Origin of the sequence: Streptomyces sp. NRRL F-2664 (assembly GCF_000719345.1) — a bacterium.
GTDB lineage: Bacteria > Actinomycetota > Actinomycetes > Streptomycetales > Streptomycetaceae > Streptomyces.
Genome location: NZ_JOFX01000001.1, coordinates 43,682 through 67,664 on the forward strand (window position 1 = coordinate 43,682; position 23,983 = coordinate 67,664).

A 23,983-nucleotide genomic window follows, 5' to 3' on the forward strand; every position below is an offset into this window, starting at 1 on the left:
ACCGTGCTGACCGTGCCGACCGCGCCCCAGGACTCCAGACCGCCCGGCGACGCGCCGGAGCCGGCCCCCCTGCCGCCCCGTTACACCGACCAGTGGATCGGCGGCGCCTGGGTCGCCTCCGACGCCGACGGCCGCCTCGTCGTCACCGACCCGGCCACCGAGCGCGCCCTGGCCACCGTGCCCGCCGGCACCGTCCGGGACGCCGACCTCGCCGCCCGCGCCGCCGCGGGCGCCTTCACACGCTGGGCCGCCACCCCGCTGCGGGAGCGGACCGCCCTGCTGCGCCGGGTCGTCGCCGCCATGGAGGCGCGTGCCGACCGCTTCGCCGAGATCATCACCGCCGAGGTCGGAGCGCCCGCCCGGATGGCCCGCCACACCCATGTCGGGCTCTCCCTCGGCATGGCCGCGCACTGTGTCGAGACCGCCGCCTCCTACGCCTTCGAGGAGCGGGTGGGCCACTCGCTCGTCGTCCGCGAGGCCGCCGGCGTCGCCGCCTGCATCACCCCGTGGAACACCCCTCTGCTGCTCACCGTGCAGAAGATCCTCCCGGCGCTGGCGGCCGGGTGCACCGTCGTGCACAAGCCGAGCGAGATCACCCCGCTGCACGCCCGGCTGCTGGCCGAGGCGATCGCCGAGGCGGACCTGCCCCCCGGCGTCTTCAACATGGTCGTCGGCACCGGCGACACGGTCGGCACGGCCCTGGCCACCCACCCGCACGTCGACGTGGTCTCCCTGACCGGATCCACCCGGGCCGGGCGCGAGGTCTCCGCGCTCGGCGCCGACCGCGTCAAGCGCGTCCACCTCGAACTGGGCGGGAAGAACGCCAGCCTCGTCCTCGACGACGCCGACCTGGCCGCGGCCGTGGCCGCCACCGTCGACCAGGTGCTCTTCAACACCGGCCAGACCTGCCTGCAGTGGAGCCGGCTGCTGGTGCCGCGCGACCGGCAGGACGAGGCCGTGGAACTGGCCGCCCGAGCCATGGACGGCTACGTCACCGGCGACCCGCGCGACCCGGCGACCGACCTCGGCCCGCTGGTGTCCGCTGCCGCCCACGCCCGCGTCACCGCCTACATCCGCCGCGGCATGGAGGAGGGCGGCGCCCGCCTGGTCCACGGCGGCCCCGGCCGGCCCGCCGGCCTGGACACCGGCTACTACGTCCGGCCGACCGTCTTCGCCGACGTCGACCCGCTCACCACGATCGCCCAGGAGGAGATCTTCGGACCGGTGCTGTCCGTCATCCCCTACGACGACGAGGAGCAGGCCGTCCGGATCGTCAACGGCACCCGCTACGGGCTGCACGGCGCGGTCTGGTCCGGCGACGACGCCCGGGCCGAGCGGGTGGCGCGCCGCTTCCGCTCCGGCCTGGTCGACGTGAACGGCGGCCAGTTCAACCCGGCCGCCCCCTTCGGCGGGTTCAAGCAGTCCGGGATCGGACGCGAGTGCGGCACGGCCGGCCTGGAGGCCTTCCTGGAGACCAAGTCGATGCAGCTCCCGCAGGGCGCAGGCAGCCAGGTGGTCGGCCCGCGGCTGCGGGCCACCGAGGCCGCCCGCCCCGCGGACACCGAGAGGAACGACGGATGACCGAGCCCCATGCCGGGCCGGCCGGGGCGAGCGCCCCGGGCGCCCTCCCGCCGCTGTTCGCCCGCCTCGAACGGTGGACCCGCGAACAGCCGAACGAGACCGCGGTCAAGTCCGCGGACGGCACCCTCACCTACGCGGCGCTGACCGCCCGCACCGCCCGGTACGCCGCCGCCCTCGCCCGTGCCGGAGTCGGCCCGGAGACCCCCGTCGCGCTCCTGCTGGGCCGGTCCCGCGAGAGCGTGCCCGCCCTCCTCGCCGTATGGAGCCTGGGCGCAACCGCCGTACCGCTGGACCCCGGCCATCCCGTCGAGCGGCTCGGCGGCATCCTGCGCGACGCCGGCGCCGCCCTGCTGGTCGCCCCCGGCGTGCCCGCCGGCCTGGAGACCGGCGGCACCGGCCTCCTGACCCCCCGCGAGGTCCGCCGCGGCGCCCCCGGGGCACTCGCGGTCTCCCCACCCGCCCCCGACGGCTGCGCCTACCTCATCTACACCTCCGGAACCACCGGCCGCCCCAAGGGCGTCGAGGTCACCTACCGGGGCCTGGACACGTTCGTCGAGGCCCTGCGCGGACTCGGCCTGCCGCCCGGCGGACTCGGCCTCAACGCCGTGTCGCCCGCCTTCGACGGCTGGCTCTGGTGCACCCTGCTCTACCTCGTCCACGGCCAGGGGGTGGCCCTCACCGACCTCTCCCTCGACGGACTCCGCCAGGCCGCGGCGGAGGGCCGCGAACCGCTGCCCGCCGGACTGCGCACGGTCTCCCTCACCCCGTCGCTGCTCGCCGCGCACGGTACGGGCCTCGACTCCGCCGAGGTGGTCGTCGTCGCCGGGGAGGCCTGCCCCGCCGCCCTGGCCGAGCGGTTCACCGCAGGCCGCCGGCTGCTCAACGTGTACGGGCCGACGGAGGTGACCATCGCCGCCACCTGGGCCGACAGCCGACGAGGGGACGACGTGACCAGCATCGGACACCCGCTGCCCGGCTACCGGGCGTACGTACTGGACGAGGAGCTGCGGCCGGTGCCCGCGGGCACCGAGGGCGAGCTCTACCTCGGCGGCCCCGCCGTCGCCCGCGGCTACCGGGGCCGCCCCGGGCTCACCGCCAGCCGCTTCCTGCCCGACCCCTTCCAGGGCGGCGGCACCCGCATGTACCGCACCGGCGACGTGGTGATCCGCCGCGACGGCGGCGAACTGGAGTACCGGGGCCGCCGCGACGACCAGGTCAAGGTCCGCGGCCACCGCATCGAACTCGGGGAGGTCGAACGCATCGCCGCCGAACTCCCCGAGGTCGTCGCCGCCGCGTGCTGCCCGCTCACCGCGGGCCAGACCCTCGGCCTCGCCGTCGTCGCGGCGCCCGGCGTCGCCGACCCGGCCGCGCTCTGCGACCGCGTGCTGGAGCGCTGCCGCAAGCAGCTGCCCGCCGCCGCGGTACCCGCTGCCGTACGGGTACTGGACCGGATCCCGACGCTGACCACCGGCAAGGCCGACCGCGCGGCGCTGGCCCGCGCCCTGGCCGAACCGGAGCGGGGCGGCGGGACGGACGGGGCCGCCGGCGCCGCGCTCAGCGCGAGCGAGCGCACGGTGATGACGGTGTGGGCCGAGGTCCTCGGCACCGACGTCCCCGGGCCGGAGGCGGACTTCTTCGACCTGGGCGGCCACTCGCTCGCCGCCGCCCGCGCGGTGTCGGAGCTGCGCCGCACCACCGGACTGCGCGTCGGCCTGGGGGCGCTGCTCGCCCGGCCGACGGTGGCCGACGTCGCCGCCGAGATCGACCGGCTCGCCGCCGAACGGGACACGGCCGCCGCCGACACCGCCGAGGGGGCGTAGGCCATGGGCACCTGGATCTCCACCTGGACGCCGGATCCCGCCGACCCGGCCCTGCCCGTCCTGCTGTGCCTGCCCCCCGCGGGGGCCGGCTGCCAGCAGTTCCGTGCCTGGCAGCCCGCCCTGGAGGGCACCGCGCAGGTGTACGGCGTACAGCTGCCGGGCCGGGAGAACCGCTGGCGCGAGCCCATGCCGGACACCTTCGACGAAGCCGTCGAGGCCATCGCGGCCGAACTGGTGTCCACCGTCGGCAGGCGGCCCCTGATCGTCTTCGGGCACAGCTTCGGCGGCCTCCTCGGCTACGAGGTCTCCCGCCGGGTCACCCCGCGCGTCCTGGTGGTCAGCGGCTGCCGGGCGCCCGGCCACTGGACCGGGGCCGGCCGCGGCATCGTCGACGACGGGGAGGAGCTCGACAAGCTCTTCGACACCGCCGACCTCGATCCCCGCCTGCTCGACGAGGACACCCGGGCCCTGATGGTCGGGATGCTCCGCAAGGACGCCCAGCTGTCCCTCAGCTACGTCCACCGACCCGGCGTCCCGCTCTCCGTGCCCGTGCACGCCTGGGGCGCCGACGGCGACGAGACGGTCAGCGCCACCGATCTGGACGGCTGGGCTGCCGTCACCACCGCCGGTTTCACCCGCCACACCACCACCGGCGGCCACCACGCCGTACTGCGCCGCCCCCAGCCCGTACTGGACCACCTGACCGCCCTGCTGCGGGGCGAGGGCGCACCCCTCGCCCCGACCGCCTGACAGCCCGCCCGCACCCGACGGCCCGAGCCCGGAGGACACCGTGCCCACCACCCACCAGGTCCTCGTGAACCACGAGGGGCAGTACGCGCTGTACCCCGCCACGCGCGAGACGCCCGACGGCTGGACGCCGGCCGGCTTCGACGGCACCGAGGACGAATGCGCCGCTTTCGTCGACGCCCACTGGCCCGACATCCGCCCGCTCAGCCTGCGAGGAGCCTGAGATGGAGATCGACCTGCTCGACCCGGGCCCCTTCGGCCGCAACGACTTCTGGCCGACCTTCACCTGGCTGCGCGCCAACTCGCCCGTCCACTGGCACCCCGAGCCCGGCAGCGAGGACGGCGGCTTCTGGGCGCTGAGCCGGCACCGCGACATCATGAAGGTCTACGCCGACAGCGACACCTTCACCTCCGGCCGCGGCATGCGCCTCGGGAGCGACCCCGCCGCCGTCGCCGCCGTCGCCCAGCGCATGCTCATCGTCTCGGACGTGCCCCACCACACCCGCCTCAAGCGGGCCCTCGGACAGGCCTTCGGCCCGCAGCAGATGCCGCGCCTGGAAGCCCTGGTCGAGCAGGTCGTCGCCGACCTGGTCACCGAGGCCGCCGAACGCGACGAACTGGACTTCATCGACCTCGCCAAGCAGCTGCCCAACCGGGTGGTCTGCGCCGTCCTGGGCATCCCGCGCGCCGACTGGGCCTGGATCGGCGCCCTGACCACGGACGCGTTCGACTCCCCGGACGAGGCGGTGCGCAGCAGCGCCCACTCGGAGATCTTCCTCTACTTCATCGAGTTGCTCGCCGAGCGCCGGGCCCGCCCCGGCGAGGACCTGGTCAGCCAGATCGCGCACGACACCCTCGTCGACGAGGGCGACGGCACCGAACGGCCGCTCAGCGACCACGAGATCGTCTTCAACCTCAACGGCGTCCTGTCCGGCGCCAACGAGACCACCCGCTACTCGGCGGCCGGCGCGGTCCACATGTTCGCCGAGCACCCCGACCAGTGGCGGCTGCTGCGCGGCCTCGGCCCGGACGGCATCGCCCCCGCGGTCGAGGAGATCCTGCGCTGGACCACGCCCGGTGTGCACGCCCTGCGCACCGCCGCCCACGACACCGAGATCGCCGGCAGCCGCATCGCCGCCGGCGCCCGCGTCACGCTCTGGAACGTCTCGGCCAACCGGGACGAGGACGTCTTCGCCGACCCGCACAGCTTCCGGGTCGACCGCCGCCCCAACCGGCACGTCGCCTTCGGCCACGGCCGCCACCTCTGCCTCGGCGCCCGCCTCGCCCGCTTCGAACTCGGCGCCCTGCTCACCGAGATGCTCGCCGTCCTGGACGGGTTCGAACTGACCGGCCCCGCCACCTTCAACTCGTCCAACTTCACCTGGGGGATCAACAGTCTCCCCGTGCGGCTGCTGCGCAGCCGAGCCTTCGCGAAGTAAGAAAGGGCCCGTACTGTGACCACCGCACTCGTCGACTTCAACCGTTCGGACGCCGCGTTCCCCGCCACCGGGTACCCGCAGCTCCTCGCCGAACAGGCCGCCCGAACCCCCACGGCCACCGCCCTCGCGCAGGGCGACCGCTCCTGGACCTATGCCGAGCTGGAAGCCGCCACCAATCGCCTGGCGCACGCCCTGACCGCCCGGGGAGCCGCCCCCGGCACCCGGATCGGGCTCTGCTACCCGCGCAGCGCCGAATACGTCCTGGGCTCCCTGGCCATCCTCAAGACGGGCGCGGCCGTCGTCGCGCTGGACCCGGTCAACCCCGACGACCGGCTCGCCGCGATGATCGCCGACGCCGGGCCGCTGCTGGTCCTCACCCCGGCCGAACTCGGCCGCCGGATACCGCAGGACGTCCCGACGGCCGAGGTCGCCACCGCCGGACGGGGCATGCCGGACACCGCGCCCGACGCCGTGACCGGCCCCGACACCATCAGCCACCTCATCTACACCTCCGGCTCCACCGGTACCCCCAAGGCCGTCCTGGAGCGGCACGGCGCCCTCACCAACCTGGTGCACTGGACCACCCGCGCCTACGGGGTCCGCCCCGGCGACCGCGCCTCCTGGATGTCCACCCCCGGCTTCGCCGTCCAGATCATGGAATGGCTCGCCTACCTGCCGGCCGGCGCCGCGATCCACATCCCCGAGGCGGGCCAGGCGCAGACCCCCGAGCAGATCCGCGACTGGCTCGTCGGTGAGGGCATCACCCACACCATGCTGGTGGCCGCGCTGGCCGAACCCGCGTGGGCGCTGGACTGGCCGGCGGACACGGCGCTGCGGATCCTCGTGACCACCGCCGAGCGCGTGCACAGCTGGCCGCCCGTCGACACCCCCTTCCGCGTGGTGATGACGTACGGCACCACCGAGACCACGAACGTGCTGTCCTGCCTCGACCTGGGCGCCGGCGTGGACTTCACCAGCCAGGCCACCTCCGAGGAGGTCCGCGCCACCCGCCAGGTCCCGGTCGGCGTACCGATCGCCAACCTCCGCGTCCACCTCCTGGACGACGACGGCCGCCCCGTCGCCGAGGGCGAGGTCGGCCGGCTGCACGTCTCCGGGGCCGGCGTCGCCGCCGGCTACCACGGCCGCCCCGAGCTCACCGCCGCGAAGTTCCACCCCAACGTCCTGCCCGACGACCCGCACCCGGTGCTCTACGACACCGGCGACCTCGCCCGCCGCCGCGAGGACGGCGCCGTCGAACTCCTCGGCCGCTCCGACTCCCAGGTCAAGATCCGCGGCTTCCGCGTCGAGCTCGGCGAGGTCGAGACGCACATCGCACGGCTCGACGGCATCGCCGAGGCCGTCGTCGTCACCCAGGAGCGAGGCCCCGGCGACAAGCGGCTCATCGCCTACGTGTCCCCGGCCGGCGCCGCCGAGCCCGACTCGGCCACCGTGCGGGCCGAGGTCGCCCGTACGCTGCCCTACTACATGGTCCCGGCCACGGTCGTCGTGCTGCCCTCCCTGCCGCGGCTGCCCAACGGCAAGGTCGACCGGCGCAGCCTGCCCGAGCCCCCGGAGGGCCGCGACGGCGTCGGCGCCGGCTACGAGGCACCGCGCAACGAGGTCGAGGACGGCCTGAGCCGGCTGTGGGCCGAGGCGTTCCGCACCGACGGCGTCGGCATCCACGACAACTTCTTCGAGCTGGGCGGGCACTCGCTGCTGGCCTTCCAGCTCATCGACGAGATCCGGCGCCGCTACGGGGTCGAGCTCAGCCTCTCCGACCTGTCCACCTGCCCCACCGTCGCCGAACTCGCGACCCTGGTCACCACCGAGCGGGCGGGCGGCCGCGGATCCTTCGGCGGTCTCCCGGCGATCGTCCCCGACCCCGCCGCGCGGTTCGAGCCGTTCCCGCTGACCGAGAGCCAGCAGGCGCTGTGGATCGGCCGCGGCGGACTCGTCGAACTCGGCAACGTCGGCTGCCACGGCTACTTCGAGTGGGAGAGCCAGAAGCTCGACGTACCGCGCTTCGAGAGGGCGTGGCGCCGGCTCGTCGAACGCCACGACGCCCTGCGCACCCGCGTCCTGCCCGACGGCACCCAGCAGGTCTTCGAGGAGGTCCCCGCCTACGACATCCCCGTCACCGACTTCGGCGGCCTCGACGAGGAGTCCCGCACGGCCGAACTGGCCGCCCTGCGCGAGAAGCTGTCCCACCAGGTCCTCGACGCCGACGCCTGGCCGCTCTTCGACGTGCGGATCAGCCTGCTCGGCGGCGGCCGGGCGCGGATCCACCTCTCGCTGGACTTCCTCGTCGCCGACGCCTGGAGCTACTTCCAGGTCCTCGTCCCCGACCTGGTCACCTACTACGTGGAACCGGACGCCGAACTCGCCCCGCTGGAGCTGACCTTCCGCGACTACGTGCTCGCCGTCGGCAACTCGCTGCGCGACAGCGAGATCTACCGCCGCTCCGAGTGGTACTGGCGCGACCGCCTCGCCACCCCTGTCTCTTATACACATCTCCGAGCCCACGAGACCTCTCTACATCTCGTATGCCGTAGATCCTCGGCAGGGCCTGCGGCCAGGCCCGCTTCACCATCAACTTCCCGCTCTTCAACCGGCTCCCGCTGCACCCGCAGGTCAACGCGCTGCTCGCGGACACCACCACCACCTTGCTGCTCGCCGTCGAACAGCAGGACTCCACCTTCGCCGGACGGGCCCAGGCGGTGCAGCGCCGCCTGTGGGCCGACCTGGAGCACCGCTACTTCAGCGGGGTGCAGGTGCTGCGCGAACTCACCAAGCTGCGCGGCTCCCTCGCCCCGGCCATGCCCGTGGTCATGACCAGCCTGGCCGGCCACCCGCCGCAGTACGAGGAGACCGAACTGGGCGCCCCCGTGTACGGGATCTCCCAGACCCCGCAGGTCTCCCTGGACTTCCAGGTGTTCGAGAAGCCCGAAGGGCTCACCTTCAACTGGGATTTCCTTCCCGCCGTCTACCCGGACGGACTCATCGACGCGATGTTCGACGAGTTCACCGGCCTGCTGGAGGCCCTCGGCGAGGACGAGGTGTGGGAGCAGTACTCCCCGCCGCCCGGCGAGGAGGGCGCCGACGCGGCCAAGGCCGAGGAGCGCGACACCGGCGACGCCTGGGAGCGCTACTGGGCCGGCATCAGCCGCACCGGCCGCGGCGGCGACGTCATCTGGGACGCCGACAGCGGCGAGGAGTTCCAGTGGCTCCTCGGCCAGGCGCAGCGCCACTTCCGCGCCGACCTGCCGCTCATCGACCTCGGCTGCGGCAACGGCCGCTACAGCCGCGAACTCGCCCCGCACTACCCGTCGGTCATCGGCGTCGACGTCTCCGCCAGCGCCATCGACCACGCCAAGCGCGAGGCCGAAGGCGTGGCGAACGTCGACTACCTGGCGATCGACATGACCGACGCCGAACAGGCAGCGGTGCTGGGGGAGGGTCCCTACAACATCTTCGTCCGCGGCGTCTTCCACGTCCTGGACACCGAGGCGAGGGCCCGGCTCGCCGCGGTCGCCGACCGGCTGCTGGGCGACGAGGGCACGCTGATCGTGCACGAGCCCGACTACTCCAGCAACTCCTTCGGCTACCTCGGCTTCGTCGGCGGCAAGCGCGGCCGCGCCGAGGACCTGGTCGGCCCGCTGGAAGCGGCCGGCGTCCGGCACTCGCACCGCTTCACCCGCCCGGAGCTGGCGGAGGCCTTCGGCGCCGACGGCTGGGAGATCGTCGAGGACGAAGCGATCGAACTGCATGCCATCGACCCCCAGTCGGACTCCGACGCCCTGCGGCTGCCCGGCTACTACGCGGTGTTGCGCCGCAGGCGCTGATGGCCGGTCTCGCACTGGCCGGGCCGACCGGAGCGGTGCTGGCCGCGGCAGGGGACGTACGGGAGCTGCTGACCCGTACCGAACTGGACCGCGCCGGCGCCCTCCGGTCGGCCGGCGACCGGGAGGACTTCCTGGCCGCGCACGCACTGGTCCGGCTCTGCGCCGGGCGGCTCCTGGGCCGCCCGGCGCAGGGCCTCACCGTCGTTCAGAGCTGCGGCTCCTGCGACCGGCCGCACGGCCGGCCGCGGCTCGTGGAGGCGCCCGGCACCGGCGTCAGCCTCGCGCACGCCCGGGGCTGGGTCGCGGCGGCCGCGGCCGACGGCCCGGTCGGCGTGGACGTGGAGGCCGTCGGCGACGGGCCCGTGGACTGGCGGACGGCATCGTCCGTCTGCACGGAGAAGGAACTGGCCGCCCTGCGGTCGGACAGTGATCCACGACGCGCGTTCCTGCGCCAGTGGGTACGAAAGGAGTCCCTGGTCAAGGTCGGGGCGGGCACGCTCGACGAGCCCGCCCGCATCGATCTGCCCGTGTACGGGCAGGAGCCGCCGCGCTGGCGCGGATGGCGGCTGCTGGACTGGGGCGGTGCGCAGGCCGTCGGATGCGTGGCGGCCCGCGAGGAGATGCGGCTGCGGCTGCTCGGCTGAAAGACTGGACACGTGGAACGACGTACGACCGAACGGCTTCTCAGGGCGCGCGCGCAGGCGATCGGGGGCGAGGTCCGGGAGGACTCCGTCGCCGCCGTCCTGGGCCGGGTGCTGGCCGTCCAGGCGCAGGACCTGCCCGCGGCGGAACTGGGGCTGCGGGTCCGCGCCCGCGGGTTGACCCTGGAGGCGGTGCGCCGGGCCACCGACACCGAACGCACTGCCGTCCGGGGCTGGTTCATGCGCGGCACCCTCCAGCTGGTGCCGGCCGCCGACGCCCGCTGGCTGCTGGCCCTCTTCGGCCCCCTCCACCTGGCGCTCGCCGCGCGGCGCCTGCGCGAACTCGGCCTGGACGAGGACCTGTGCACGCGCTCGGAGCGGCTCATCGCCGACGCGATCGCCGCCGAGGGCCCGCTGACCCGCGCCCAGCTCACCGACCGGCTCACCACCCTCGGGGTCGAGCCGAAGGGGCAGTCCGCCTTCCACCTCATCCGCCGCGCCGCCCTCGCCGGCCGAATCTGCCACGGACCGCAGCGCGGCGGCGAGGCGACCTTCGTCCTCCTCGACGACTGGCTGCCCGCCACCGGGCCCCTGCCGTACACCGGGGAGGCGGCCGTGCGGGAGCTCGCGCGGCGCTACCGCGCGGCCCACGGCCCCTCCGACGCCCTGGACTTCGTCCACTGGTCCGGTCTGAGGACGACCACGGGCAGAAGCGCCTGGGCCGCCGTCCGGGACACCGGCCCCGAGGCCCCGCCCGCCCCCGCCGAACCCGACGTGCGACTGCTGCCGGCCTACGACAACTACCTCGTCGGCTACCGCGACCGGGCCCTGTCCGTACCGGCGGAGCACGAGCGCCGCGTGTGGCCCGGCGGCGGACAGATCCGGGCCACCGTGATCGTCGACGGCATGGCCGTCGGCACCTGGTCGGGCGGCCGCCGCGGGACGCCCGTCACGGTCGAACCCTTCGCGGGAACGGCACCCTGGAGCCCCGCCGTGGCCGCCGGGATCGCCCGCGAGAGCGCCGACATCGCACGCTTCTCCAGCTGAACTCATCGCATGTCTACAAGCGTTCTATAGTCCCGGAATGCGTAACCGGGGTCTAACTCGCGGTCCATAGCGTCAGTGCCGTCCGACAATTCCGTACCCAATCAGAAAAGGGCGTCGACATGGCACTCGGTCGGCATTCCGATTTCAATCGCCTGTGGTTCGGGCAGACCGTCAGCAACTTCGGCGACAAGATCTCCCTTCTGGCACTTCCGACCCTCGCGGTCGTGGTGCTGGACGGCGGAGCCTTGGAGGTCGGCGTGCTCGGCGCGCTGCGCTTCCTCCCCTTCCTGCTGCTCGCCCCGATCGCAGGGCTGGTGGCCGACCGGGTCTCGAGGCGCACCGTCATGATCGTCGCCGACCTGGGCCGCTTCCTGGCCCTGGCCACGATCCCGCTGGCGTTCGCGCTCGACTCCGTCACCATGACCCACCTCTTCATCGTGGCCGGCATCACCGGCTGCCTGACCACCTTCTTCGAGGTCTCGTACCAGTCCTGGCTGCCCCAGCTCATCGGCACCGAGAACCTCATCGAGGGCAACACCAAGCTCCAGATCAGCCGCAGCGTCGCCGAGGCCGTCGGCGCCGGCGCCGGTGGCGCGCTCATCCAGCTGCTCGGCGCCGCACGCGCCATCACGGCCGACGCGTTCACCTTCCTCATCTCGCTCATCGCCCTGCTGGTCATCCGCCACCGGGACGTGCGCGAGCGCACCGAAGAGCGCAAGGCCTCCGCCAAGGCGGAGATGAAGGAGGGCATGAGGACCCTCTTCGGCAACCCGGTCCTGCGCGGCCTGTTCACCGCCAACGTCGTGGTCAACCTCGGTGCCGCGATGGGTGACGCCATCCTGATCGTCTACGCCTACAAGGTGCTGGACCTCAGCCCCGGCCAGGTCGGTGTCGCCTTCGCCGTCATGTCGGTCTTCGTCATCGTCGGCGCGGTGCTCTCCGAGGTCGTCTCCAAGAGCCTCTCGGTGGGCCGCCTCCTGGTCATCACCGCGGTCGTGCTCGGCGCCGGCTACATCCTGGTCCCGACGGGCGGCGCGGTCGGCGGCTTCGTCGGACTGATCGTGGTCCAGGCCGTCATCGGCTTCGTCTCCCCGATGTTCGACATCCACGTCCTCAGCCTCGTGCAGGGGGTCACCCCGAACGAGCAGATGGGCCGCGTGAGCGGCACCGCGCTCTCCGCGGTGTACGGCGCCCTGTCCCTCGGCTACTTCGCCGGCGGTGCGCTCGGCGAGGCGATCGGCCTCACCGGCGGCCTCGCGGTGGCCGGTGCGGTCACCATCATCGGCGGCCTGACCCTGCTCGGCGGGCCGGTCGCCAAGATCAAGGAGATGCCCGGCGGAGACGACACCGCCGAGGAGGGATCTCCGACGGCGGACGAGGCCAGGATCACCGCCTGACGGTCCGGCCCCACGGGAGCGGGTGCCCGCCGAGCGGCACCCGCTCCCGGCACCCGCTCCCACGCCCGCCCGGGCCCACCCGCACCCGCACACCAGCACACCCGCACGCCCGCGCCGCGTTCCCGCGGCGCGCCCTGCCGTACTCCCTCTCCCGAAGACGCACGGAGGCTCAAGGTGAGCGAGTCCCTCGCCGAACGCATAGCCGCACTGCCGAAGTCCCGCAGGGCACTGTTCCAGGCCCTGACGGGCCGCACCGGCGGGCGCGCCGCCGTACGGGAGGACCCGGAGCCGGCACCCCGCGACCCCGCGGACCCGCCGGTGCTCTCCTTCGCACAGCGCCGGCTGTGGTTCATCGACCAGCTCCAGCCCGGCAGCCCCGCCTACAACGTGCCCGTCGCCACCCGCATCCGCGGCCCGCTCGACGTGCCCGCCCTGCACGCGGCCCTGCAGGACATCGTGGACCGCCACGAGGTGCTGCGCACGGTGTACACCTACCAGGAGGGCGCCACCGAGGCCCTGCCTCGCGTGGTGGACGGCTTCCGGCTGCCCCTGCCGCTGACCGAACTGCCCGGTGAGGAAGCCGTCCGCCCCTTCTACGACGCGGACGCGGGCGCCCCCTTCGACCTGGCCGGCGCCGTTCCGCTGCGGGCCCGGCTGGGCCGCCTGGGCGCCGACGACCACGTCCTCGTCCTCAACCTGCACCACATCGTCACCGACGGCTGGTCGATGCGGATCCTCTACACCGAACTGGAGCGCGCCTACGCCGCCCGCACCGGGGTCCCCGCCGAGGCGAACGCCCCGCTCGCCCTGCAGTACGCCGACTTCGCGACCTGGCAGCGCCGCCGGGTCAGCGGCGACCGGCTGGAGGGGCTGACCTCCTTCTGGCGGGAGGAACTGGGTGGTGCCACGCCCGTGGACCTGCCCACCGACCGGCCCCGTCCGCCCGTCTTCGGCCACGAGGGAGCCTCCCGCTACATCGACCTCCCGCCGCACCTGATCGCCCGGCTGCGCGAGTTCGGCAAGTCCGAGGGCGCCACCCTCTACATGACGATGCTGGCCGGCTTCGCCGCGACCCTGCGCCGCTGGACCGGCCAGGAGGACATCGTCGTCGGCACGTCCGTCTCCGGCCGCGACCACCCGGCCTTCGGCGACCTCATCGGCTTCTTCGTCAACACCCTGCCGCTGCGCATCAGAACCGGCGGGGACCCCGGTTTCGCCGAGCTGGTGCGCGCCACCCGCCACACCACGCTCCAGGCGTACGCGCACCAGGAACTGCCCTTCGACCTCATCGTCGACACCCTCGGCCTGCCCCGGGACCCGAGCCGGCCGCCGCTGACCTCCGTGATGTTCCTCCTCGACGAGACCCCGGACACCGCTCCGGGCCTGGCCGGCCTCGCCACCGAGCCCATCGACTTCTCCTCCCACGCCACCAAGTACGACCTCATGATCAGCGTCCACGACACGGGCACCGCCGTCCGCGCCCTCGTGGAGTACCCCACCGCCCTGTTCGACGCCTCGACCGTGGACCGGCTGCTCGGCCACTTCCTCACCACCCTCGAAGGCGCCGTCGACCGCCCCGACGCCCCGCTGTCCGCCCTGCCGCTGCTCACCGACGCCGAGCGGCGCGCCGCCCTCGACGACTGGAACGCCACCCGCGCCCCCTTCCCCCAGGACGCCTGCCTGCACCACCTCTTCGAGCAGCACGCCGACCGCCGGCCCGACGCGCCCGCCGTGCTCCTCGGCAGCCTCGGCGGCTGGAGCGTCACCTACCGCGAGCTGGAGGAGCGCGCCAACCGGCTCGCGCACCGGCTCGTGGCGGCCGGCGCCGGCCCCGGCCGGACCGTCGCCCTGTGCCTGCGCCGCGGCCCCGGACTGGTCACCGCGATCCTCGCCGTCCTGAAGGCCGGCGCGGCCTACGTCCCCCTCGACCCGGACTACCCCGCCGAGCGGCTCGCCCTGCTGCTGAAGGACGCCGCCCCGCCCATCGTCGTCTCCGACGCGGAGCTGATCGGCCGGCTGCCCGTCCCCGACGGCACGGCACGGGTGCTCCTGGACACCGACCGGGCCGCGCTCGCCGAGCTCCCCGCGACCCGGCCCGACGTCCCCGTCACCGCCCGCGACCTCGCCTACGTCATCTTCACCTCCGGCTCCACCGGCACCCCCAAGGGGATCGCCCTGGAACACCGCGGCGTCGTGAACAACCTCCTCGACCTCAACCGCTCGTACGGCATCGGCCCGGCGGACTCGGTGCTCGCCCTGTCCTCGCCCAGCTTCGACATGAGCGTCTACGAAACCCTCGGCATCCTGGCGGCGGGCGGCACGCTCGTCCTGCCCGACCCGGCCGCCGCCAAGGACCCCGCCCACTGGGCCGACCTGGTCGAGCGGCACGGCGTCACCGTCTGGAACTCCGCCCCCGCCCTCCTCGGCCTCCTCGTCGACCAGCTCGAACACGCCGGCGGCCCCGCACTGCCCAGGCTGCGCACCGCGTTCCTCGGCGGCGACTGGATCCCGGTCACCCAGCCCGACCGGATCCGCGCCTTCGCACCGGAACTGTCCTTCGCGGCCCTGGGCGGAGCGACCGAGGCGTCCATCCACTCGGTGGAGTACCGGGTCGGCCGGGTCGACCCCCGGTGGACGAAGCTCCCGTACGGCCGCCCCATGGCCAACCAGCGCGCCTACGTCCTCGACCCGCACGACCGGCTCGTCCCGGTCGGCGTCCCCGGCGAACTCCACCTCGGCGGCGTCGGACTGGCCCGCGGCTACCTGAACCGGCCCGAGCTGACCGAGGAGAAGTTCGTCCACGTCGAACTGGAGCCCGGCCGCACCGAACGCCTGTACCGCACCGGCGACCTGGCCCGCTACGGCGCCGACGGCACCATCGAACTCCTCGGCCGCACCGACTTCCGCATCAAGCTCAACGGGCTCCGCATCGAACCGGGCGAGGTGGAGAGCGCGCTGCGCGAGCGACCCGGCGTCCGCGAAGCCGTCGTCGCCGCGCGCCGCACCGCCGCCGGTTCCGACCGCCTCGTCGGCTACGTCGTCCCCGAGGACGGCGCCGACCCGGACCCCGCCGCCCTGCGCACCGCACTCGGCGCGGTCCTGCCCCCGCACTGCGTCCCCGCCGAACTGGTGCTGCTGGAAAGCCTGCCGCTCAGCCCCAACGGCAAGGTCGACCGCGGCGCCCTGCCGGACCCGCGGCCCACCGCCCCCGCCGCCGACCGGCCCGCCGCCGCACCGCTGGACGGCGACCCCGTCGTCCTGCGCATCGCCGGCGTCTGGGCCGAGGTGCTCGGCGTGGCCGACGTGGCCCCCCACGACGACTTCTTCGCCCTCGGTGGGGACTCCTTCGCCGCCGTGCGCGCCGTACGGGCCGTCGCGGCCGCCCTCCCCGACGGCGGAGCCGCCGCCCTGCGCGTGGTCGACCTCTTCAGCAACCCGACCCCGGCGGGCCTCGCCGCCCGTACCGCCGAACTCGGCGGAGCCGGCGCGCAGGCGCACACCCTGCTGCACCGGCTCACCCCCGAGCGGGAACCCGGCACCACCGCCCTGACCCTCGTCTGCTTCCCGCACGGCGGCGGCGACGCCATCGCCTACCAGCCCCTCGCGGCCCAACTGCCGCCGCACATAGAGCTCCTGGCCGTCTCCCCGCCCGGGCACGACCCGCTGCGCCCCGGCCCGATGCTGCCGGTTCCCGAGTTCGCGGAACTCGCCGCCGCGGAGATCGCCCGCACCGTCCGGGGCCCCTACGCGGTCTACGGCCACTGCGCCGGCGTCGTCACCGCGCTGGAGACCACCCACGTGCTCGAACGCCTGGGACAGCGCCCCGTCGCCCTCGACCTCGCCGCGGCCCTCCCCGAGGAGGACCCCGAGTACGCCCTGGAGATGGAGCGCGTCTCCGGCGACGACGACCTCGTCGCCTACCTGACCACCATGGACGGCTTCGACGGCGTCCTCGACGACCGCGACCTCACCGCCGTCCTGCGGATGGTGCGGCACGACATGACCGAGGCCGCCCGCTTCTTCGCCCGCACCCCGGCCGGCTACGACCGGCCCCTGGCCACCCCGCTCACCTGCATCATCGGCGACGCCGACGACGCCACCGACGGCTACGAGGAGGGCTACCGCGCCTGGGGCCGCTACGCGGCCGACGTGAGGCTCGCCGTGATCCCCGGCGGCCGCCACTACTTCGCCAAGCACCTGCCCGACCGGCTCGCCGCCCTGCTCGCAGACCTGCACCGCAACGGAGGAAACCATGTCTGATCTCGCCGAACGGCTCGGCCGCCTGCCCCAGGGACAGCGCTCCCGGCTGCTGGGCAGGATGCGCAACCAGATGACGGCCGGCGTGGGCCGCCGCGTCGAACTCAAGCGCGCCGACCACGGACCGCGCTCCCGCTCCTCCTTCCAGCAGGAGCAGATGTGGTTCGTCGACAAGCTGGGCGCCGGCAAGGCCCGCAACAACATAGCCCTCTCCATAACCCTGGGCGGCCCCCTCGACCGGGCGGCCCTGCACGAGGCGCTCAACGCCGTCGTCGCCCGCCACCAGGTGCTCCACAGCAAACTCGTCGAGATCGACGGAGTCCCCTGGCAGGAGCCGGTGCCCTCCTTCGTCCTCGGCGTCCAGAGCACCGACCTGACGGGCAGCGACGACGCCGACCGGGAACTCGCCGAGCTGACCGCGGCCACCGCCTCCGCCCCCTTCGACCTGGCCGCCGCCCCGCCCGTGCGCGCCCACCTGGTGCGCCTCGCCGCGGACCGGCACGTCCTGCTCTGGGTCGTCCACCACATCGCCTGGGACCCGGGCTCGACCCGCATCTTCACCGAGGAGCTGACCGCCAGCTACGCCGCTGCCGCCGCGGGCAGGCGCCCCGAGGCCCCCGCCCTCGCCGTCGAGTACGCCGACTTCGCGGCCTGGCAGCGCGCCAAGCTGGAGAACGACGAGCACGGCCGGGCACTCGCCGCCAAATGGCGCCAGATCCTCGCCGGCGCCGTCGCCACGGAGGTCATGCCGGACCACCCGCGCGGCCCCGAGACCAAGGGCGACGGACGCGGCCTCAAACTGACCCTCGACCAGAAGCTGCTGGACCGGCTCACCGAACTCGCCGACGCGGGCAACACCACCGTCTTCACCACCCTGCTGGCCGCCTTCAACGCGCTGCTGCGGCACTGGACCCGGACCGAGGACGTCGTCGTCGGCACCGCCAGCGCCTCCCGCCCGCACCCCGACCTGGAACAGGTCATCGGCTGCTTCGTCCAGATGATCACCCTGCGGACGGAGGTCACCGACGGGCTCACCTTCCGCGAGCTCGTCACCCGCACCGCGGCCTCCGTCATGGACTCCTTCACCAGCAGCGAACTGCCCTTCGAGCAGGTCGTCGAGGCCGTCCGCCCCGTCCGCGACCCGCTGCGCCACCCCCTCTTCCAGATCGAGTTCACCTCGCTCGGCCGCTGGGGCACCCACCGGGCGCAGGCCGCCGACGTCGAATTCACCATGGACCAACTGCACGACGGAGCGGCCAAGTTCGACATGAGCTTCCTCGTCGGCGAGAACGACGGCCTGGAACTCTCCCTCGAATACAACACCTCCCTCTACCGGCACGGCACGGCCAGCGCCCTCCTCGCCGCCTTCCGCCAGGTCCTGGAGCAGGTCGCCGACAACCCCGACCTCAAGGTCGGCGACATCAGCCTCGTCGAGGAGCCGGCCGCCTCCCGGCACGCCCGCGAGCTGTCCCGCGGCGGCCCCGTCGACGAGGCCGCATGGACCACCACGCTGGACCGGGCCTTCCGGGAGCGGGCCACCATCCACCCCGACGCCGTCGCCGTCCGGCACGGCGCCACGCGCCTGGACTACGCGGCCCTCGACCGCTGGTCCGAGGCCATCGCCCACCGGCTGCGCGACCGCGGCGTCGGACACGGCGACCCGGTGGCCGTCTGCGTGGCCCGCGGCCCCGCCGCCGTCGCCGGCGTCCTCGGCGTCCTCAAGGCCGGTGCCCACTACATCCCGGTCGACCCGGCCGCCCCGGCGGAGCGGACCCGTACGGTCCTGGCCGACGCCAAGGTCCGCCACGCCCTCGTCGACGGCAGCGCGGAACTGCCCGTCCCGCTCGAACTCGTCAACACCGGCACCGCGGCCCCCGTCCGGGAGGTCCCCTCCCTCGCCCTCAGCTCGACCCCCGCCGACCTGGCCTATGTGCTCTACACCTCCGGCAGCAGCGGAACCCCCAAGGGCGTCATGATCGAGCACCGCTCGGTCACCCACTTCTCCCGCACCATTGCCAAGGCCTACGAGATCAAGGCCGAGGACCGCGTCCTGCAGTTCGCCCCGCTGACCTTCGACGTCTCCGTCTTCGAGATCTTCACCACCCTCCTCGCCGGCGGCTCGCTCGTCATCGCCACCGACGACGAGCGCCGCGACCCGGCCCTGCTGCAGGCTCGCATGCGCGAGGACGCCGTGACCGTCGCCGAGCTCCCGCCCGCGCTGCTGCCCCTGCTCGACCAGGCGGCCCTGCCCGACCTGCGTCTGGTGTCGGTGGGCGGCGAGGCCTTCCCCGGCCGGCTCGTCGCCGAGTGGACCGCGGGGGAGCGCCGGTTCGTCAACGGCTACGGACCCACCGAGGCGACCGTAGCCGTCACGCTGATGGACTGCACCGGAAGCTACGACCGCAACCCGCCGATCGGCCGCCCCATGCCGGGCCACCAGGCCTTCGTCCTCGACGAGCGGCTGCGCCCCGTCCCGCCCGGCGTCCCCGGCGAACTGTGCGTGGCCGGCCCCGGCGTGGCCCGCGGCTACCTCGGCCGCCCCGACCTCACTGCCGAACGCTTCGCCGACAACCCCTTCGCCGACGGCCCCGAGACCGCCCGCCTCTACCGCACCGGCGACCTGGTCCGCTGGCTGCCGGGCGGCAACCTCGACTTCCTGGGCCGCACCGACCGCCAGCTCAAGGTACGCGGCCACCGCATCGAGCCCGGCGAGGTCGAGGCCGTCCTGACCGGGCACCCCTCCGTGCAGCAGGCCGTCGTGGTGGCCCAGCCCGCCGCGGGCGGCGAGCGCATGCTCGCCGCCTACGTCACCGTCGAGCAGGTGGGCAGCTACGCCTCCGAGGTCGCCGACGCCGAAGGCCTGCGCGCCTACACCGCCGTCCGGCTCCCCGGATACATGGTCCCGGTCGTCGTCGTGCTCGACGAGCTGCCGCTGACCCCCCACGGCAAGGTCGACACCGCTGCCCTGCCCCTGCCCACCGAGCAGTCGGCACAGGGCGGGACCCCGCCGCGCGACGCCGTCGAGGAGCAGATCTGCCGCGACATCCTCACCCCGCTCCTGGAATGGCAGAACCCGGACGTGGAGGGCGACTTCTTCGCCCTGGGCGGCAGCTCCCTCCAGGCCACCATCGTGGTCTCCCGGGTCCGGGCCCTCTTCGGCATCGACATCGCCCTCGCCGACTTCTTCGGCCGCCCGACCGTCGCCGGCCTCGCCGAGCTCGTCCGCGCGGCGAAGGCCGAGGCCGCCGGCGAGCAGGACCGGCTGCTGGCCGTCTTCGAGCAGATCGAGAACATGAGCGACGAAGAGGCCGCCGCCCTCCTCGGCTCCCTCCAGCAGCCCGAGGGGCCCTGATGGCCGGACCGGCCGGGCTGGAGGGAGCGCTCGCCGCGCTCCCCGAGGCGAAACGGGAGCTCGCCCGCCTGATGCTGGCCGCCCGCCGGCCCATACCCGGCCACCCGGCTCCGCGCTCCGGCGCGGGGCCGGTCCCGCCGACCGCCCTCCAGGCCCGGCTCTGGCGCCGGGAGCGGACCCATCCGGCCGTCGCCACCGGCTCGCACGCGCTCCGGCTGACCGGCACCCTCGACCCCCGGCGGCTGGAGGAGGCCCTCACCGGCGTGCTGCACCGCCACGAGGCGCTGCGCACCCGGCTGGTCCGCTCCACCGCCGACCAGCCGCGGCTGCACGTCGACGGGGAACCGGTGCTGCGGCTGACCCGCGCCGACCTCTCCGGCTTCACCCCGCACGCCGCTGCCGAGCGGGTCGCCCTGCAGACCACCGAGAGCGCCTCCACCGTCCTGGACCTGGAGACCGGCCGCACCAGCGCGTTCCGGCTGCTGCGGACCGCGCCCGACGAGCACGTCCTGATCCTCGCCTCCCACCTCGCGGTCTTCGACGGCTGGTCCTCCGGGGTCTTCCTCGCCGACCTCGCCGCCGGCTACCGGGACGGCCCGGAGGGGCTGGCTCCGCCCGAGCTGCAGTTCCCCGACTACGCCGACTGGCAGCACCGCTGGCTCGCCGGGCCGGACGGCACCGCCGAACTCGCCCGCCGGCGGGCGGTCTTCGCGGCGGACCCGCCCGCGCCCCGGGCCCCGGGCGGCTTCGAGCGCGGCCACGTGCCCGTACGGCTGGCCCGCGGTCCCGTCGACGCCGGGCTGGAACTGGGCGCGGCCGAAGGGGCCACCCCGTTCATGACCCTGCTCGCCGCGCTCGCGGTCGTCCTGGCCCGCAGGGACGGCCGTACCTCCGTGGTGATCGGCACCCCGGCCGCCGGCCGGTTCGCCGCACCGCTGGAAGGCGCCGTGGGCCAGTACACCACCGTCGTGCCGATCCGGCTCGACCTCGCCGACGGACCCTCCTTCCGGGAGCTCCTGCACCGTACCCGCACCGCGGTGGCCGACGCCCTGGCCCACCAGCGCCTGCCCGTGGACGTGCTGTTCGGCGACGGCACGCCCCCGCCGTACAACGTCCTGTTCGCCCTCCACAACTACCCGGCCGTACCGCTGGACCTGCCCGGCATCGAGGTCGGCCAGCTGCCGGGCCCGCCGGCCCGCCACCTGGAGCTGTACAGCCCCGACCCGGCCGCCGCCCTGGCCTGCGTCGGCCTGGTCGAGCGGGACGGCGAGATCGGCGGCACCGCCGAGTACAACCGGCACGCGGCCGCGCCCGAGGACGTGCGCGGCCTGCTCACCGGGATCGAGGAGGTACTGGACCGGGCCGTCGCCGCGCCCGCCTCCCCACTCACCACCACCCGGCACTGAGCGGGGCCGGGGCCGCGGGCCCCGGCCCCTGCTCGATCCCCACCCGGACCCACCAGACCCGCCTAGGGAGTTGCCCGTGCTCACCACCGAGTTCTACCGCGCGCCCGCGGACTGCGGGCTCGTACGGAGCGGGGCCGACGTGCCCCGCACCCCCATGCGGGCCCTGCGCGAGGACATCCACGACATCCTGGTGTCCGCCCCCGTCGCCGAGGCCCGGCGCACCCGGGACCCCCGGCCCATCCACCGGGCCCTGGGCGAACGCGGCCTCCTCGCACCCCAGTGGCCCGAGGAGTACGGAGGCCGCGGTGTCAGCCAGGTCGCCGCCGCCGTGCTGGTCGAGGAACTCGCCATGCACGACGTCCCCGACCTGCTGCACACGCTCACCGTGCAGATCGTCGGCTCCACCCTGCTCAACGTCGCGAGCCCGCAGATGAAGGCGCGCCACCTGCCGGGCTTCGCCGCCGGCACCTCCTTCGGGTGCGTGCTCTTCAGCGAACCGCAGGCAGGCTCCGACCTCAACATCCTCTCCACCCGCGCCGTCTCCGACGGCAACGGTGGCTACAAGCTCTACGGCACGAAGGTCCACTCCCTCTTCGCCCGCTTCGCCGACTACGGGCTGTGCCTGGCCCGCGGCGAGGACGACGCCTTCAGCCTCTTCCTCGTGCCCCTGGCCCAGCCCGGCGTCACCATCCGGCAGATCCCCGGCATCGGCGACGACGCCTTCCACGAGGTCGCCCTCGACGGAGTGGCCGTCACCGCCGACGACGTCGTCGGCGGCATCGGTCAGGGCTGGGCGATCGTCGTCAAGACCCTGGCCTTCGAGCGCACCGGACTCGACTACTACGTCAAGGCGCTGCGCTGGTACCGGGCCGCGGTCGAACGGCTGGAGGCCCACACCGACCGGCTGGAGGCCGGCCAGCACGACCAGATAGGCCTGGCCAAGCTCAACGCCCGGCTCCTCGCGGCCGGCACCCTCGTGCGCCGCGTCCTGACCCGCCTCGACCGTGGCGAGCTCAACGAGGACGAGGCCGCCGCCGCGAAGTGGTACACCACCGAACTCGCCGCGGAGGTGGCCTGGTGGGCCGCCGAACTCGACGGCGACACGAGCATGACCCTCGACGACCCGGAGGTCGACGGGGTGGCACACCCACTCGATTCGGCGATGCGTGAAGCCCCCGGGATGCGGATATCCGGCGGCACCGCCGAAATGATGCTGGAGACGCTGGCCCGGCTGCGTCTCGACTCAGGGGCGGAGGTACGGCCGTGACGACGCAGGCGGTCAACGGAAGCGGTACGGGCGGGGCGGCCGGTGCGGCGCCGGAGCGGTGGCGGGAGCGGGAGGACGAGGACTCGCTCTTCCGGCAGCTCCGGCTCACCGTGCGCCAGGGCCTGGAGGTCGACGGGGACACCCCCGCCGGCGCCTGGGAGGCACTGACGCAGGTCGGCGCGTGGGAGTTCGCCCTGCCCATCGACCAGGAGGGACTCGACCTCGGCCAGGCCGTCCTCGCGATGGTCTGCGAGGAGGCGGGCAACGCGATGCAGCCCGTCCCGCTGGCCGACACCCTCCTCGCGCTCGACGTGCTCTCCGCCCTCGGTCCCCTCGCCCCGGAGGGCACCGACGACCTGCTCGACCGGGTACGCGCCGGCGAGCTGCAGCTCGCCGTCCCCGGCCGGCTGCCCGACCCGCGCGGGACGGTAGCGCCGGGCATCGCCTGGAAACCGGACGGCGACGGCGCGGGGGTCGTCCTCACCGGCACCGGCGGTCCGTTCGCCGCCGGCGTCGGGCCGGACGCCCTGCTGGTCCTGGCGAGCGGTCCCGACGGTCCCTGCATCGTCCTGGTCGACCTGCCCGCGCAGGGGGTGACCGTACGCCCGCTGCGTGACCACGGCGGGGGAGCGGTCGCCGGCGCCGTCTTCGACGAGGCGCGGATCCCGGCCGGGTCGGTCCTGCTGCGCGGCCTCGCCGCCGAGCAGGCCCTTGCCCGCGTCGGCCTGCGCGCCGCCGTCCACCAGGCGTCGCTGCTGGCCGGCATCACCGCGGCCGCGCTGACCGCCGTCGTCTCCCGGATCCGCGGCCGCCAGCAGTTCGGCCAGGCCCTGGTCAAGCACCAGGGCCCCCGGCTGCGGGTGGCCGGGCTGCTGGCCCGGCTCGACGCCGTGCGCTGGGCCGTCGGGGACGCGGCCCGGGACCTGGACGAAGGCCGGCTCACCCCGGGGGAGGCCGCCGGACTGATCGCCCTCACTGCCGAAACCACCCTCGACGTGACCCGTGACGCGGTGCACCTGCACGGCGCCTCCGGCCTCGTCCGGGACGGCCTGGTGGCCGGCTGCTACCGGCGCGCGGCATGGGAGGCACTGCGCTGCGGACGGCCCACCCAGCTGTGGGACACCGCGGCGCACACCCCCTGAGCCGAGGACGAGGAAGGGGCCCCCGCACTGCGGGGGCCCCTTCAC

14 protein-coding genes and 1 pseudogene are annotated in these 23,983 nt (G+C 74.4%); all 15 read left to right on the top strand.

From position 1 onward, the window contains the following. Nucleotides 1-69: 69 nt before the first annotated feature. The 15 genes and pseudogenes from IF89_RS0100205 to IF89_RS0100275 all read left to right on the top strand — a co-directional run bounded on the left by IF89_RS0100205 (nucleotide 70) and on the right by IF89_RS0100275 (nucleotide 23,938). Nucleotides 70-1,581, top strand: coding sequence for an aldehyde dehydrogenase family protein (locus IF89_RS0100205; protein WP_030759125.1), 1,512 nt, complete (start codon nucleotides 70-72; stop codon nucleotides 1,579-1,581). Next, complete coding sequence (locus tag IF89_RS0100210; protein WP_078628002.1) at nucleotides 1,578-3,401, top strand: non-ribosomal peptide synthetase; 1,824 nt, start codon at nucleotides 1,578-1,580, stop codon at nucleotides 3,399-3,401. The genes IF89_RS0100205 and IF89_RS0100210 overlap by 4 nt, the downstream gene beginning before the upstream one ends. 3 nt (nucleotides 3,402-3,404) lie before the next feature. Then, nucleotides 3,405-4,151 carry a thioesterase II family protein gene (locus IF89_RS0100215; protein WP_051806656.1) on the top strand — a complete coding sequence of 249 codons (747 nt, stop codon included), beginning with the start codon at nucleotides 3,405-3,407 and terminating at the stop codon, nucleotides 4,149-4,151. 37 nt (nucleotides 4,152-4,188) lie between these two features. Beyond that, nucleotides 4,189-4,371, top strand: a pseudogene (locus IF89_RS0100220) (MbtH family protein); the annotation flags it as partial. A 1-nt stretch (nucleotide 4,372) separates the two neighbouring features. Beyond that, on the top strand, nucleotides 4,373-5,587 hold the full coding sequence (locus IF89_RS0100225) for a cytochrome P450 (RefSeq protein WP_030759134.1): 1,215 nt from the start codon (nucleotides 4,373-4,375) through the stop codon (nucleotides 5,585-5,587). 15 nt (nucleotides 5,588-5,602) lie between these two features. After that, nucleotides 5,603-8,419: a non-ribosomal peptide synthetase gene (locus IF89_RS0100230; RefSeq protein WP_030759137.1), complete on the top strand. Its 2,817-nt coding sequence runs from the start codon at nucleotides 5,603-5,605 to the stop codon at nucleotides 8,417-8,419. Nucleotides 8,420-8,595: 176 nt separating this feature from the next. Then, nucleotides 8,596-9,429, top strand: a complete 834-nt coding sequence (locus tag IF89_RS47390) for a class I SAM-dependent methyltransferase (RefSeq protein ID WP_234327629.1) — start codon at nucleotides 8,596-8,598, stop codon at nucleotides 9,427-9,429. Further along, nucleotides 9,429-10,073, top strand: a complete 645-nt coding sequence (locus IF89_RS0100240) for a 4'-phosphopantetheinyl transferase family protein (RefSeq protein WP_051806657.1) — start codon at nucleotides 9,429-9,431, stop codon at nucleotides 10,071-10,073. The genes IF89_RS47390 and IF89_RS0100240 overlap by 1 nt, the downstream gene beginning before the upstream one ends. A 12-nt stretch (nucleotides 10,074-10,085) precedes the next feature. Continuing rightward, nucleotides 10,086-11,117: a winged helix DNA-binding domain-containing protein gene (locus tag IF89_RS0100245; protein ID WP_043192478.1), complete on the top strand. Its 1,032-nt coding sequence runs from the start codon at nucleotides 10,086-10,088 to the stop codon at nucleotides 11,115-11,117. Nucleotides 11,118-11,236: 119 nt separating this feature from the next. Then, nucleotides 11,237-12,514 carry an MFS transporter gene (locus IF89_RS0100250; protein WP_051806658.1) on the top strand — a complete coding sequence of 426 codons (1,278 nt, stop codon included), beginning with the start codon at nucleotides 11,237-11,239 and terminating at the stop codon, nucleotides 12,512-12,514. A 174-nt stretch (nucleotides 12,515-12,688) separates the two neighbouring features. Next, nucleotides 12,689-16,774: a non-ribosomal peptide synthetase gene (locus IF89_RS0100255; RefSeq protein WP_051806659.1), complete on the top strand. Its 4,086-nt coding sequence runs from the start codon at nucleotides 12,689-12,691 to the stop codon at nucleotides 16,772-16,774. Continuing rightward, on the top strand, nucleotides 16,767-20,123 hold the full coding sequence (locus IF89_RS0100260; protein ID WP_030759155.1) for a non-ribosomal peptide synthetase: 3,357 nt from the start codon (nucleotides 16,767-16,769) through the stop codon (nucleotides 20,121-20,123). Before IF89_RS0100255 ends, IF89_RS0100260 begins: the two co-directional genes overlap by 8 nt. Next, nucleotides 20,123-21,529, top strand: a complete 1,407-nt coding sequence (locus IF89_RS0100265) for a condensation domain-containing protein (protein WP_030759158.1) — start codon at nucleotides 20,123-20,125, stop codon at nucleotides 21,527-21,529. The genes IF89_RS0100260 and IF89_RS0100265 overlap by 1 nt, the downstream gene beginning before the upstream one ends. A gap of 76 nt (nucleotides 21,530-21,605) precedes the next feature. Next, nucleotides 21,606-22,796 carry an acyl-CoA dehydrogenase family protein gene (locus tag IF89_RS0100270; protein WP_051806660.1) on the top strand — a complete coding sequence of 397 codons (1,191 nt, stop codon included), beginning with the start codon at nucleotides 21,606-21,608 and terminating at the stop codon, nucleotides 22,794-22,796. Continuing rightward, nucleotides 22,793-23,938, top strand: coding sequence for an acyl-CoA dehydrogenase family protein (locus IF89_RS0100275; RefSeq protein ID WP_030759165.1), 1,146 nt, complete (start codon nucleotides 22,793-22,795; stop codon nucleotides 23,936-23,938). The genes IF89_RS0100270 and IF89_RS0100275 overlap by 4 nt, the downstream gene beginning before the upstream one ends. Nucleotides 23,939-23,983 lie beyond the last annotated feature (45 nt).